The organism is uncultured Algoriphagus sp. (genome assembly GCF_963974365.1).
GTDB lineage: Bacteria > Bacteroidota > Bacteroidia > Cytophagales > Cyclobacteriaceae > Algoriphagus.
This window is the reverse complement of record NZ_CAXBBX010000010.1, coordinates 96580-108705: the sequence shown is the minus strand read 5'-3', so window position 1 is coordinate 108705 and position 12126 is coordinate 96580. Positions and strand designations below refer to the sequence as shown.

The window sequence follows — 12126 nt, the reverse complement described above, 5'->3', positions numbered from 1 at the left end:
TAGAATTACCAGAAATAGTTAGATTTAGGTTAACTATTCTTACCAGTCACGCTTACATCATATGAAACTAAACCACTTAAGTGTTTTGCTAATTCTATTAGCATGTTGTGGATGCTCTTCTGAAGAAGAGTACCCGGTAATTGAGGCCAATTTTGAAGTAAAATCCGACAAAACTTTAGCCTTTGTCCCAGTGCAATTTGAATCAGTTGTAGATGGTGCTTATGCTTATTTCTGGGATTTCGGTAATGGCACCACCTCAAATGAGAAAACGGTATCTCCTATTTACGAAGAGCCTGGGACCTACACAGTAAGCTTAACTACCACCTCACTCAATAAAGTGAAAAATACGGTTAGAAAAGAGGTGAAAATCGGCGCCTATTTCATCAATAAAATAACCGCAATCCCAAGAAATGGGTATTCGAATGGGGATTTATATTTTGGAATCCAGCAAGATAAACCATCCGGCTGGATTGCGGTAGATCAGAATAAAATCCCTTTTGAGCTTAGTTCCTCAGGAGAGCCATTTCAGATCTCCACTCCAAAAATTGCATTTGGAGGTAATAGCTTTGATTATGGACTTCCCATTATCATCCTAGTTGATATCACTACTAATACAGAACCTGCCAACTCATATTTACAAAGTGGTTCAGCAAAGATGGAGTTGAATGAAGAGGGAACTGCAGGAAAGATATTTCTTAATTTAAGAGCTGTGGCTAAATATGATTTTGAATTAGAGTTTAGCTATGAATATGTAGATTAAGTTTCTAGTATTTACCTAAAAAAGCCCTGAACCGTGAGATTCAGGGCTTTTTTGCGTTTAGGGTGCTATCCGGTTTAAACACCTGTTTACTGCTTCTTGATCGTTCCAAATAAATATTTGTGAATGTCCGAAAACATCAAGAATCATGGAATTATGATTATTTGAAATAAAATAGCGATTACTATCCTCTTTAGATTTTCTGATTCCCATACTAGAAATTAAATTAGTTTCAATTTCATTAAAATAAATACCATGATCATATAGTCTTGAAAAGAAGGCAAATGTTTTATCATTTTCACTATATGAATAAATACTCAAAGGCGTCTTGCCTTCCTTCGAAACGTACCTAGATATTTTATACGTACTACCATCAATTTGAAATTTGGCGGAACAAGAAGGCAATCCATGTTCAACCTTCTCCAATTTTGTTTCCCAATACGCATTAAAGTCAAAAGCATCAACATTTACACATGTAGTATTAGAGATTTTCTCCTTTAATTCTTTCAATAAAGCTAATGGACTAGTAGTGGGGAATCTACCTACGTAAGTAATTCTAATATCGATACCATCTACAAATATATTTTTTACTTTATACCCTGTGAAAGCTCGAAGAATTTTATTAAACATTGAATGGATTTAAAAAGATTTAAAGGAATGTGCGAAGTTACATAAATAGTGCTACCAAATACATAAAACAAGTTATAAAAACAGTGAATTAGTTAAAATTTAGCCTAAAAAAATGGCCTCCATTTTTATTGAAGGCCATTTTAGTAAAAATCAATTATTGATTGAGCTCATATTTTAATGTCTTTCCTTTCTGGACAGCAGGCAAGCCTTCTGTCATCCAAAGTGGTGCTGGAGCTCCCTTCAGGTAATGATCAAAGAACTGACTTAATCGAATTGAAAGGTCCTTTCTGTTTTTCCGCTGAACCAGATTATGGTCCTCACCATTGTACTGAAGAAGCCATGCTGGTTGATGCAATCGCTTTAATGCCATAAACATTTCGATTCCCTGATACCAAGGCACAGATCCATCTTCGTCATTATGCATGATAAGAACCGGCGTTTTTACCCTATCCATAAAGAACAAAGGAGAATTCTCTATATAGTAAACTGGCTTTTCCCAAAGAGTCCCTCCTATTCTAGATTGAGTTTGCTCGTATTGGAACATGCGACTCATGCCAGTTCCCCATCTGATTCCGCCATAAGCTGAAGTCATATTCACTACCGGTGCACCAGCTCCTGCAGCTTTAAACATGTCGGTTTGAGTGATTAGATAAGCTACTTGATAACCTCCCCAGCTCTGTCCCTGAATCGCAATATTATCAGCATCTACGAAGCCTTTGGCCACAATTGACTGAACCCCTGGGATAATACAGCTATAGGCACTTGGCCCCGGGAGTCCCAATTCATATTTGATATCCGGTACAAAAACCAAGTAGTCGTTACTGACAAAATATGGGATATTAATCGTTGAAGCGCTAGGTGCGGGAGCTCTGTAATTATGCAATCCATCACTATTTCTCTCATAGAAATAAACCATCATTGGATATTTCTTTGATGCATCAAAATTCTCAGGTTTGAACAATAGCCCTTGCAAAGGATCACCTTCATTGCTCACATAATCCACCAACTCCACTGACCCCCAATTAACACTGGCCTGCTGAGGATTGAGGTTAGATACCTTTTTAAGATTCTTAAAACTTAAGTCACTTAGATAAAGGTCTGGGTTCTCTTGGTAGGTAGATTTGTTAAAAATTACCTCTGAGCTTTCCTTCGCTTTTGTCAGTCCATAGTACCTGTTAGCGGACATTATCAACTTTTTTGGAGCTGATTTTCCATCAAAAGAACCGGTGAAATAACCAGCATCCTTTGTCTTTTCATTGAAAGCAGTTAGTAGTAATTGTCCTTTAGGATCGATACTCCGCTCTTCTCGATCAAGATCCTGTCTTCTAAAAATTATGGAAGACTTTCTTCCTTCTCCCTGAGTCAAGTTAATCGCAGAGGAAGGATTTTCAGGATCTATTTTCCAAATATCAAATCTATCGTACACCAGAAATGCTTCATCACCAGCTAGCCAACCCGCATTTCCATAGCTTCCAGGAAGAGATGGCGAGTCATGCAACTCTTCGTAGAATACTTCTGAAAGTCCTTTGGTGAGATTAATTTTCGATTTCTTCGCTACATCGTAAGCTACCCAGCTACTATCACGTCCATCATACCAGTAAACGTATTTGCCTGCTGGTGAAATCGAAGGAAATCCTGAAGCGTCCTTCTCAATCAAGGTCTTTGAACCATCGGTGAAATCAATCAAGTACAAATCTCTACCAATCTGAATATCCCAGCTGTAATTGATCCGATAAGGGGCATCTGAATAGGCCAGCCCAAAATCACGCTCTACTTTTGGTTCCAAACTCACATTTTTCACTTCTAAATCAGCAAGTTGAGTGATTTTATCAGTGGTAAGATCTATAGCAGCTAGGTAAGAGAAACGTTCTTCCCTTCCCTTATTCTTGAGCTGCATGGGCTGAATCTCCGAATCCTGCCATCCCCAAATATCCAAGCTAACTCTTTGATCGTCTAATATTGTGGTATCACTTTCATAGCTATACTCTACGTAATCTGGAGCTACGCCAAAAAACAGACGTTCTTCATTTTCTGCGAATTTAAGATTGCTATTCTCGCTGATTCTCCCATTACTCAAAATGCCCTCAGAATCTTTTGTTGCAATTTCCTTTGTCTCACCATCCTTAGTTTCAACTAGAAAAAGTGAATGATATGGTTTTTTGGCTTTTGCAGAATCATCAGTGGCTAGGTATGCGAGGTACTTCGCCTCAGGAGAAAATGTAACTTCAGAATAGGAAGTCTTGCCTTCGGAGATCAGTTTGCTTTCACCGTTTCCAAGATTAAGTAGGTAAATAGCAGCATTGTCCAAGGTATCTTCCTCAGCCAAGACATAGTGAAGGAATTCACCATTTTTAGAGAAGCTATATGATTTTACCCGATCAAAATCGTAACTCATCGTTCCGTCCAACTTCCTTACTTTAAGTAAGGTGCCCTCAGTCTTTTTCGGTTTTTCCGCTTTGGCAGTAGAGTCAGCTTCAGCATCTTTATCTTCTTTAGCTTTCTCTTTTTTCTCCTTTTCAAAATGAATGGCTATCCAGCTTCCTGCTTTTTCAGGTAATGCAAATGACTTGACACGAGGAAGTTTCTCAAGCTTTCTGTCAGCCAAATTATAAATGAAAAGACTATCAGATGGCATGTCATCCTTCTTGGTCTTTTTCAGTTTCAGCAGATAAACAGAGTCTTTCTCAGGGACGATTTTACCTACAGCAAAAGCATCATCTGCTGAAAAGTCAAAGGAAGTTCCTCTTGGAATTAATTGGCGCTTTGAGGGATCCTTGAAAGAAAATATCTCCAATCTATCATCTCCGTCTTGAGGGCTGACCTGAAAACCAACCCATTGGCCATTTTTGGTTATTTTTTCTGAAGCTAACCTCTCCCAACCATCATAATCCGCATGAGTTAGTGGTCTTTTCTGTTGAGCAAATAGAGTTTGCGAAACAAGGAGTATCAATATCAAGGCTAACCAGAGTCCTTTAATTTTCATATCAAAGCATATTAGAAGTGAACTCCTATCCAAACATCCCTAAAAAAAACTTTCGGATGAAATAGTATAGAAATCAGTTATAAAATAGGCCTCAATAATAAAAACAACTATTGACCAATGCCCAACCGCTTAAAAAAAAAGCCAGATAAACTGGCTTACTATTTCTTGATTATTAACTCAAAAGTTTCAAGTCCATACCTATCATATCCAGGCACAGGTTTACAATCTGGCAGTTTTCTAAGTACAAAATCTAATCGTTCCTGTAAACCTTTGTCAACCTTACCTAGAAATTCCACATCACTTAATCGTCCCATTGCATTGACTTGAAGGAGAACTTTAACCTCTTCTGTCTTTGCTGATTTTTTTGTTCTGAAAATAAATGCTGAATAACTGTCTATAATTTCAAGTGTACTCTCCGACCAAGCCCAATGAGAATTAAGTTCTTTAGCCAAATTATCTTCTCCGGAAGTGAGTGGCAAAAAAACTAAATCTGAAGGATTTGAAGCTTTTGTAGAAGCAGACATATTTTCTACTGTCCTTAATTTCAAATTATTGTACTCCACAAAACTCTCATCGGTCAAAGAATTCACATTTGAAACCTGTGCCACAACATTTTCACCCACAAGTGGAGTAAGGAGAAGTAAGGCAACTATAAAATAATTTAAAACGCGTGGTGAAAACATCTGTGGATTAATCGAAGGCTATAAACACAAAAATACATTATTAAAAATTTCAAATACAATTTTATGCATTATAAATTTTGAAAAGAAAACAAAAAAGTCTCGCCAGAAGCAAGACCCTTTTCAGAATATAAACCCAAATATAACTTTAGAGATTAAAAGTTTCAGTTGAATATGAACTAAAATTTGGAGATACAAATGATCTCAAATTTTAATTCGACTTTTTACTCCATGAACAAAATATTCGATTGAACATTTATATCGAGCCCAAAGTAAGTTGATTTTGGTTTTAATTACAAATTGAAAAAAAAATTTTGCTATATTTTGAACAATCTCTAATTTACAGGCTGATTCATTAACAATCATCCAAAATCACTCGATAAAAATGGACAAAATTTTAGATATCGATAACATAGACTTGAAGATCATTTCGCTTCTCAACGAAGACGCAAAGACTCCATATACTGAAATCGCCAAAAAAGTCTTCGTATCCTCTGGAACAGTACACGTTCGTATGAAAAAGCTAGAGGATATGGGAATTGTCAAAAGTGCTACTTTGAATATTGATTTTTCAAAATTAGGCTATGACATCTCTGCATTCTTGGGGATATACTTAGAAAAAAGTTCTTTATATGACACAGTTATCGAAAAACTCAAAACAATTTCAGAAGTAGTAAGTGCTTATTATACCACGGGAAATTATTCGATTTTTGCAAAGATCATTTGTAGAGACACCAATCACCTGAGATTTGTCCTTGATAATATTCAAAAAGTAGAAGGCATCGATCGTACCGAGACTTTAATAGTCTTGGAAGAATCTATCAACAGACCGATCCAGTTTTTTGACAAAGAAAAATAAGGCAATTAAGATCAAATCTAAATAAATAAATTTGATCCAGTTGTTAAAACTGAAAAGTATTGAACCTTCAATACTTTTTTTTTGTAAATACCCTGTAGAACAAACAGAAAAGCGGTTTTCTATTGATCGCTTATATGTGAGATAGAATTATCCAATGGTTTCAAACATGTTAATTTCATTATATGTTGTACCTTTGCAGTTAAAATGAAATTAGTCTAAATAACTCAGCAACAATGAGCAAAGACAATCAGATTTTAGAAGAACTAACGTCAAAAGAATACGAGCACGGATGGTCAGTGAACTATGAAGCCGATGAGGCTCCTGTAGGGCTAACTGAAGAGACTATCCGATGGATATCTGCCAAGAAAGAAGAGCCTCAGTGGCTGTTGGATTGGCGATTGAAAGCATTCAAAACTTGGGAGGCTATGTCTGAGCCTAAATGGGCCAATGTGCACTACCCAAAAATAGATTTACAGTCTCTAAAATATTACTCTGCACCTAAGCAAGCTAGTAAGCCAAAGAATCTGGATGAAGTAGATCCTGAATTGCTGGATATCTATAAGAGATTAGGAATTAATTTGAATGAGCAGAAGAGACTTCAGGGAATTGCAGTAGATGCAGTGCTCGACTCAGTTTCTGTAGCTACCACTTTCAAAGGAACTCTTTCTAAACTTGGAATCGTATTCTGCTCTTTCAGCGAAGCTGTAAAAGAACATCCTGAATTGGTTAAGAAATATCTGGGTTCGGTCGTACCAATGACTGACAACTATTATGCAGCACTTAACTCTGCAGTATTCTCTGACGGTTCCTTCTGTTTTATTCCAAAAGGCGTTCGTTGCCCAATGGAGCTTTCTACCTATTTCAGAATCAATGCTGCAAATACCGGTCAGTTTGAAAGGACACTGATTGTGGCTGAAGACGAATCTTATGTTTCCTATTTGGAAGGTTGTACAGCACCGCAGCGTGATGAGAATCAATTACACGCGGCAGTAGTAGAAATCTACGCTGGAGCTCATGCTGAAGTGAAATATTCAACAGTACAGAACTGGTTTCCAGGCGATAAAGAAGGAAAAGGCGGTATTTATAACTTCGTAACCAAACGAGGTATTTGTGCCGGAGACTTCTCTAAAATCTCTTGGACTCAAGTAGAGACTGGTTCGGCAGTGACTTGGAAATATCCTTCTTGTATCCTTAAAGGAGATAATTCGATCGGTGAATTTTATTCTGTAGCCGTTACTAATAATTATCAGCAGGCAGATACAGGTACGAAAATGATTCATATTGGCAAAAACACTAAGTCAAGGATCGTTTCCAAAGGTATTTCCGCAGGTAAATCCCAGAACTCATACAGAGGTCAAGTTCAGGTGATGAAGCGAGCTACAAACGCACGTAATTTTTCACAATGTGATTCCCTACTAATGGGTGATCGCTGTGGAGCACATACATTCCCTTACATAGACATCAATAACCCGACTGCCAAAGTAGAGCATGAAGCTACTACTTCGAAAATCGGAGAAGATCAGCTTTTCTATTGTAACCAACGAGGTATTGCTACTGAAGATGCAGTTGCTTTGATTGTCAACGGTTATGCAAAAGAGGTATTGAATCAATTGCCAATGGAATTCGCTGTGGAAGCTCAGAAGTTGTTGGCATTGACGCTAGAAGGATCTGTTGGGTAATGGAATTTGAGATTTGAAATTTCTGATTTGAAATTATGGCAACCATCACTCGCTTTGAAGATCTAGACATCTAGAAAAAGGCGAGAGAATACTGCAAGATTATCTTTGCCTTTACTCAACAAGAGGGTTTTAGAAATGATTTCAGTCTGAAAAATCAAATTAATTCATCTTCAGGTCTATTATGGACAATATAGCTGAAGGTTTTGAGCGAGAAGGAAATAGAGAATTTATCCAATTCTTAAGCATTGCCAAAGCATCAGCAGGAGAGTCAAGGTCTCAACTTTACAGAGCTTTTGACAGAAAATATATCACAAAAGAAACACTTAATGTAACTAGTGAAAAAAGTCTCGAAATCAGCAAGTCTATTTCTGGCTTTTTAAAATATTTAAAGGACAGTGAGATAAGGGGCAACAAGTTTAAAAGCTAAAAGTAAGGTTGCCTCAATTTCAAATATCAAATGTCAAATTTAAAATTATGTTAACAATAAAGAATTTGCACGCCTCTATCGAAGGGACTCCAATCCTAAGAGGTATCAACCTAGAAGTGAAAGCAGGAGAAGTTCATGCGATTATGGGACCCAATGGTTCTGGTAAATCTACTCTTGCCTCAGTTTTGGCAGGTAGAGAAGAATATGAAGTGACTGAAGGAGAAGTTTCTTTCAAAGGAAAAGATTTGCTTGACCTTTCTCCAGAAGATAGAGCAAGAGAAGGTGTATTTCTTGCATTCCAATACCCTGTAGAGATACCAGGAGTTAGCTCTACTAATTTCCTGAGAACTGCAGTTAATCAAGTTAGAGAATACCGCGGTGAAGATCCCCTTGACGCTGTTAAATTCCTGACTTTGATGAAGGAGAAAATGAAGCTGGTGGAAATGGATCAGAAACTTTTGAGCAGAGCTTTAAATGAAGGATTCTCCGGTGGGGAAAAGAAGAGAAATGAAATCTTCCAAATGGCTATGCTTGCCCCTACTCTTTCTATTTTGGATGAAACTGATTCAGGACTTGACATCGATGCGCTTCGTATCGTTTCAAACGGAGTGAATCAATTGAAGTCAAAAGACAACGCAACTATAGTGGTAACTCATTACCAGCGTTTGTTGGATTACATCGTTCCTGATTTTGTTCACGTTTTATATAAAGGACAAATTGTAAAATCAGGTACTAAAGAGCTTGCACTAGAGCTAGAAGAAAAAGGATACGACTGGATCAAAGACGAAGTAGATTCCAAGGCGACCGTTTGATTTTCATCCTAACACATCACTCATGAGTACGCTTATTAAGCAAGATATACTTGTGGAATTATTGGCAAATGCAGGAACTGGCTTTGAGCAAGTTCGTGTAGCAGGAAAGGAAGCTTTCCAAGCCCAAGGATTCCCTACCAATAAATCAGAAGAGTACAAATTCACCGCGATCACTAAAAAGATAGAGCAGAGAATTCAAAACTTTCAGTTAGCAGGAGCTTTTGAAGTAATTGCTGAGCAAGTGAAATCAAATGTATTTGAAGGTTTCGAAGGAGATGTTTTGGTATTTACCAATGGGCATTTCCAGCAAGCACTTTCTTCTACTGTAGAGGGTGTGGAAATCTCACCTCTTTCAGAAAAAGCTAGTACAGCCCTTGGAAGTATTGCTAAGCCAGAGAAAGATCCGTTTTGTGCTTTGAACCAAAGTTCTTTTGACGGAGGGGTTTTCATTTCCGTTCCAAAAAAAGCTCAGATCCAGAAGCCTATCCTATTCTTGAATTTCTTTAAAGCTAACGCTGGTCAAGTGATTCAACCTAGAACTTGGATTGAAGCTGGGGATTTCGCAGAAGTAACTTTCATCAATCACAGTGTGAACCTTAGTGACACATCCTACTTTGTAAATAAAGTTGTGGAAGTGAAAGGCGGAGTAAACACTCAGATACGTTACTACAAATTGCAGAATGAAGGTGAAAATGCGATCGAGGTAAGCAATATAGAGACAGACATTCAGAAAGACGGAAGATTCACTTCAGTGAACATTTCACTCTCTGGAGAAATGGTGAGAAACAACCTCAGCATCAATATCCTTGGAAGCAATTCTGAAGGTAATATGTACGGGCTTTATCTGCTTGACGGCAAATCTCACGTGGATAACCATACCAACGTAGACCATACTGTTCCTCATTGCGAATCCAATGAGCTATATAAAGGTATTCTGGCTGGCAGTTCACGAGGAGTTTTCAACGGGAAAATCTTTGTAAGACAAGATGCTCAGAAGACCAATGCTTTTCAGCAGAACAACAATATCCTCTTATCAGAAGATGCTGTGGTGAATACTAAACCGCAACTTGAAATCTGGGCTGACGATGTAAAATGTTCTCACGGCTGTACAACCGGTCAGTTGGATGAAGAAGCATTATTTTACCTACAAGCAAGAGGAATTGGCAAAGAGCAGGCAAGAGGTCTATTGCTTTATGCAGTAGCTGGAGAAGTAATCGAACATATCACAGATGAGAGTTTCCGTGACTATTGCATAGCGCAAGTTCAGGAACGCTTAGGAAGTAACTTCTAAGAAATGGGATTAGACATAGAAAAAATCAGAGGTTTGTTTCCTGTGCTTCATCAAGAAGTGCATGGCAAACCTTTGGTCTATTTTGATAATGCCGCTACAACCCAAAAGCCTCAAGCTGTACTTGATGCACTGACGAATTATTATCAACATGATAATTCAAACATTCACCGCGGAGCTCATGCGCTGGCGGATCGGGCTACTCGTTATTTCGAAGAAACCCGAGAAGCTATTCAGCATTTTATAAATGCCCGTGAAGCCGCAGAGGTCATTTTCACTAAGGGAACTACAGAAGGCATCAACTTGGTAGCTTCTACTTTTGGGAGAAAATTCGTGGAAAAAGGTGACGAGATCATCATTTCTACGTTGGAACATCATTCCAACATAGTGCCTTGGCAAATGCTTTGCGAGGAAAAAGGAGCTGTTTTAAAAGTAATTCCTATCAACGAGGCTGGGGAAATTCTTTTCAAAGAATTCGAAAAACTACTTTCTCCTAAGACCAAATTGGTGAGTATCGTTCATGCGTCCAATGCACTAGGGACCATCAATCCTGTCAAGCAGATAATTGATGCAGCACATGCTGTTGGAGCAAAAGTCTTGTTGGACGGAGCGCAAAGTTCCAGTCACTTACGGATCGATGTACAGGCATTGAATTGTGATTTCTTCGCTTTCTCAGCACATAAGCTTTATGGGCCTACAGGACTAGGCTGTCTATATGGAAAAAGAGAAGTGTTTGAAAGTATGCCTCCTTATCAAGGTGGTGGAGAGATGGTCAAAGAAGTGACGTTTGAAAAGACCACTTACAATGAAATCCCTTTCAAATTCGAAGCTGGAACTCCAAATATTGGCGATGTCATCGCTTTTAAAGCAGCTATTGACTTTATCAACGAACTAGGTAAAGATGCTATTAGAGCTCATGAAGACGAGCTACTTAGCTATGCTAACGAACAACTATCCCAAATCAAGGGCTTTGTCCCAGTAGGAACAGCTAAGGAAAAAGTCAGTGTACTCTCATTCAATATCAATGCAATGCATCCTTATGATGTAGGAATGATGCTCGATGCTAATGGAATAGCGGTAAGAACTGGTCATCACTGTACCCAGCCATTGATGAAAAGATTGGGACTGGAAGGAACTGTAAGGGCTTCTTTCTCGGTTTACAATTCGAAATCAGAAATAGATAAACTGGCAGAAGGCGTGAGCCGAATTGCCCGAATAAAAAATAAATGAGCAGTATTCAGGAAGTTCAAGATGAGATAGTTTCGGAATTTGAAATCCTTGGGGATGACAAAGAATCCACGATTTATTACATCATGGAGTTGGGTGGAAGCCTGGAAGATTTTCCTGATAATGAGAGAATCGAGGAAAATACCATCAAAGGTTGCCAATCCAAAGTATGGTTGATTGCGGATGAGAAGGATGAAAAAGTACATTTCCAAGCTGATTCCAACACAGATATTACCAAAGGATTGATCTCACTTTTATTGAGAGTATTGAACTATCGTAGCCCAGAAGAGATTATCAAGGCGGAACTAAATTTCGTAGAGAGAATCGGAATGGGCTCTATCATCGGAAGTCAGCGTTCAAATGGATTTGCTTCGATGATCAAGCAAATAAAACTATACGCTTTGGCTATTCAAACCAAGCAAAATGCCTGATAGTATGTCAACAGAAAGTAAAACGGAAACATCAGTAGGACAAGTAGAAAACCTGAAGGAAAAGGTCATTCAAGCCATTAAGTTGGTTTATGATCCAGAGATTCCTGTGGACGTGTACGACTTAGGATTGATCTATGAGATCACAGTTTACCCTGTAAATAATGTATATGTGTTGATGACATTAACATCGCCTAATTGTCCTTCTGCGGAATTTATCCCTTCAGAGATCAAGGATAAAATCCAGCAGATTCAGGGAATCAATAATGTGGAGATAGAGTTGACCTTTGACCCACCTTATTCTCAGGATATGATGTCTGAAGCAGCCAAACTTGAATTGGGCTTTCTTTAATTAA

12 protein-coding genes are annotated in these 12126 nt (G+C 38.2%); 9 read left to right on the top strand and 3 right to left on the bottom strand.

Features of this window, described 5'->3' with window-relative positions:
* The first annotated feature begins 61 nt into the window (after nucleotides 1-61).
* A complete protein-coding gene (locus tag AACZ87_RS14595) occupies nucleotides 62-760 on the top strand; it encodes a PKD domain-containing protein (RefSeq protein ID WP_339868259.1) in 699 nt (232 codons plus the stop codon).
* Nucleotides 761-817: 57 nt separating this feature from the next.
* Here the strand turns inward: AACZ87_RS14595 and AACZ87_RS14590 are convergent, their stop codons facing one another.
* The 3 genes from AACZ87_RS14590 to AACZ87_RS14580 all read right to left on the bottom strand — a co-directional run bounded on the left by AACZ87_RS14590 (nucleotide 818) and on the right by AACZ87_RS14580 (nucleotide 4993).
* Nucleotides 818-1387: a hypothetical protein gene (locus AACZ87_RS14590; RefSeq protein ID WP_339868257.1), complete on the bottom strand. Its 570-nt coding sequence runs from the start codon at nucleotides 1385-1387 to the stop codon at nucleotides 818-820.
* 154 nt (nucleotides 1388-1541) lie between these two features.
* Nucleotides 1542-4370 (bottom strand): prolyl oligopeptidase family serine peptidase, encoded by a 2829-nt coding sequence (locus AACZ87_RS14585; protein WP_339868255.1) that lies wholly within the window; start codon nucleotides 4368-4370, stop codon nucleotides 1542-1544.
* 158 nt (nucleotides 4371-4528) lie between these two features.
* A complete protein-coding gene (locus AACZ87_RS14580; protein ID WP_339868253.1) occupies nucleotides 4529-4993 on the bottom strand; it encodes a hypothetical protein in 465 nt (154 codons plus the stop codon).
* Between the two features lie 442 nt (nucleotides 4994-5435).
* On the opposite strand from AACZ87_RS14580, the gene AACZ87_RS14575 reads away from it, so the two are divergent.
* The 8 genes from AACZ87_RS14575 to AACZ87_RS14540 all read left to right on the top strand — a co-directional run bounded on the left by AACZ87_RS14575 (nucleotide 5436) and on the right by AACZ87_RS14540 (nucleotide 12122).
* Entirely contained in the window at nucleotides 5436-5909 is a 474-nt protein-coding gene (locus AACZ87_RS14575) for an Lrp/AsnC ligand binding domain-containing protein (protein WP_057935770.1), read from the top strand.
* A 233-nt stretch (nucleotides 5910-6142) separates the two neighbouring features.
* Nucleotides 6143-7588, top strand: a complete 1446-nt coding sequence (gene sufB / locus AACZ87_RS14570) for a Fe-S cluster assembly protein SufB (RefSeq protein WP_339868251.1) — start codon at nucleotides 6143-6145, stop codon at nucleotides 7586-7588.
* 181 nt (nucleotides 7589-7769) lie between these two features.
* Nucleotides 7770-8015 carry a four helix bundle protein gene (locus AACZ87_RS14565; RefSeq protein WP_339868249.1) on the top strand — a complete coding sequence of 82 codons (246 nt, stop codon included), beginning with the start codon at nucleotides 7770-7772 and terminating at the stop codon, nucleotides 8013-8015.
* 47 nt (nucleotides 8016-8062) lie between these two features.
* A complete protein-coding gene (gene sufC / locus AACZ87_RS14560; protein ID WP_339868247.1) occupies nucleotides 8063-8827 on the top strand; it encodes a Fe-S cluster assembly ATPase SufC in 765 nt (254 codons plus the stop codon).
* A gap of 22 nt (nucleotides 8828-8849) precedes the next feature.
* The gene (sufD, locus tag AACZ87_RS14555) at nucleotides 8850-10118 is read left to right on the top strand and encodes a Fe-S cluster assembly protein SufD (protein WP_339868245.1); all 1269 of its coding nucleotides are present in this window, start codon (nucleotides 8850-8852) and stop codon (nucleotides 10116-10118) included.
* Nucleotides 10119-10121: 3 nt separating this feature from the next.
* A complete protein-coding gene (locus AACZ87_RS14550; protein ID WP_339868243.1) occupies nucleotides 10122-11345 on the top strand; it encodes a cysteine desulfurase in 1224 nt (407 codons plus the stop codon).
* Entirely contained in the window at nucleotides 11342-11773 is a 432-nt protein-coding gene (locus AACZ87_RS14545) for a SufE family protein (RefSeq protein WP_339758907.1), read from the top strand. The genes AACZ87_RS14550 and AACZ87_RS14545 overlap by 4 nt, the downstream gene beginning before the upstream one ends.
* Nucleotides 11766-12122: an iron-sulfur cluster assembly protein gene (locus tag AACZ87_RS14540; protein ID WP_244545424.1), complete on the top strand. Its 357-nt coding sequence runs from the start codon at nucleotides 11766-11768 to the stop codon at nucleotides 12120-12122. The genes AACZ87_RS14545 and AACZ87_RS14540 overlap by 8 nt, the downstream gene beginning before the upstream one ends.
* The last annotated feature ends 4 nt before the right edge of the window (nucleotides 12123-12126 follow it).

Excerpts from the sequence above, each read along its gene's own strand:
- AACZ87_RS14585 (WP_339868255.1), bottom strand. The coding sequence starts at position 4,370 with ATGAAAATTAAAGGACTCTGGTTAGCCTTGATATTGATACTCCTTGTT.
- sufC (WP_339868247.1), top strand. The coding sequence starts at position 8,063 with ATGTTAACAATAAAGAATTTGCACGCCTCTATCGAAGGGACTCCAATC.
- sufB (WP_339868251.1), top strand. The coding sequence starts at position 6,143 with ATGAGCAAAGACAATCAGATTTTAGAAGAACTAACGTCAAAAGAATAC.
- AACZ87_RS14595 (WP_339868259.1), top strand. The coding sequence starts at position 62 with ATGAAACTAAACCACTTAAGTGTTTTGCTAATTCTATTAGCATGTTGT.
- AACZ87_RS14550 (WP_339868243.1), top strand. The coding sequence starts at position 10,122 with ATGGGATTAGACATAGAAAAAATCAGAGGTTTGTTTCCTGTGCTTCAT.
- AACZ87_RS14575 (WP_057935770.1), top strand. The coding sequence starts at position 5,436 with ATGGACAAAATTTTAGATATCGATAACATAGACTTGAAGATCATTTCG.
- AACZ87_RS14545 (WP_339758907.1), top strand. The coding sequence starts at position 11,342 with ATGAGCAGTATTCAGGAAGTTCAAGATGAGATAGTTTCGGAATTTGAA.
- AACZ87_RS14590 (WP_339868257.1), bottom strand. The coding sequence starts at position 1,387 with ATGTTTAATAAAATTCTTCGAGCTTTCACAGGGTATAAAGTAAAAAAT.
- AACZ87_RS14540 (WP_244545424.1), top strand. The coding sequence starts at position 11,766 with ATGCCTGATAGTATGTCAACAGAAAGTAAAACGGAAACATCAGTAGGA.
- AACZ87_RS14565 (WP_339868249.1), top strand. The coding sequence starts at position 7,770 with ATGGACAATATAGCTGAAGGTTTTGAGCGAGAAGGAAATAGAGAATTT.
- sufD (WP_339868245.1), top strand. The coding sequence starts at position 8,850 with ATGAGTACGCTTATTAAGCAAGATATACTTGTGGAATTATTGGCAAAT.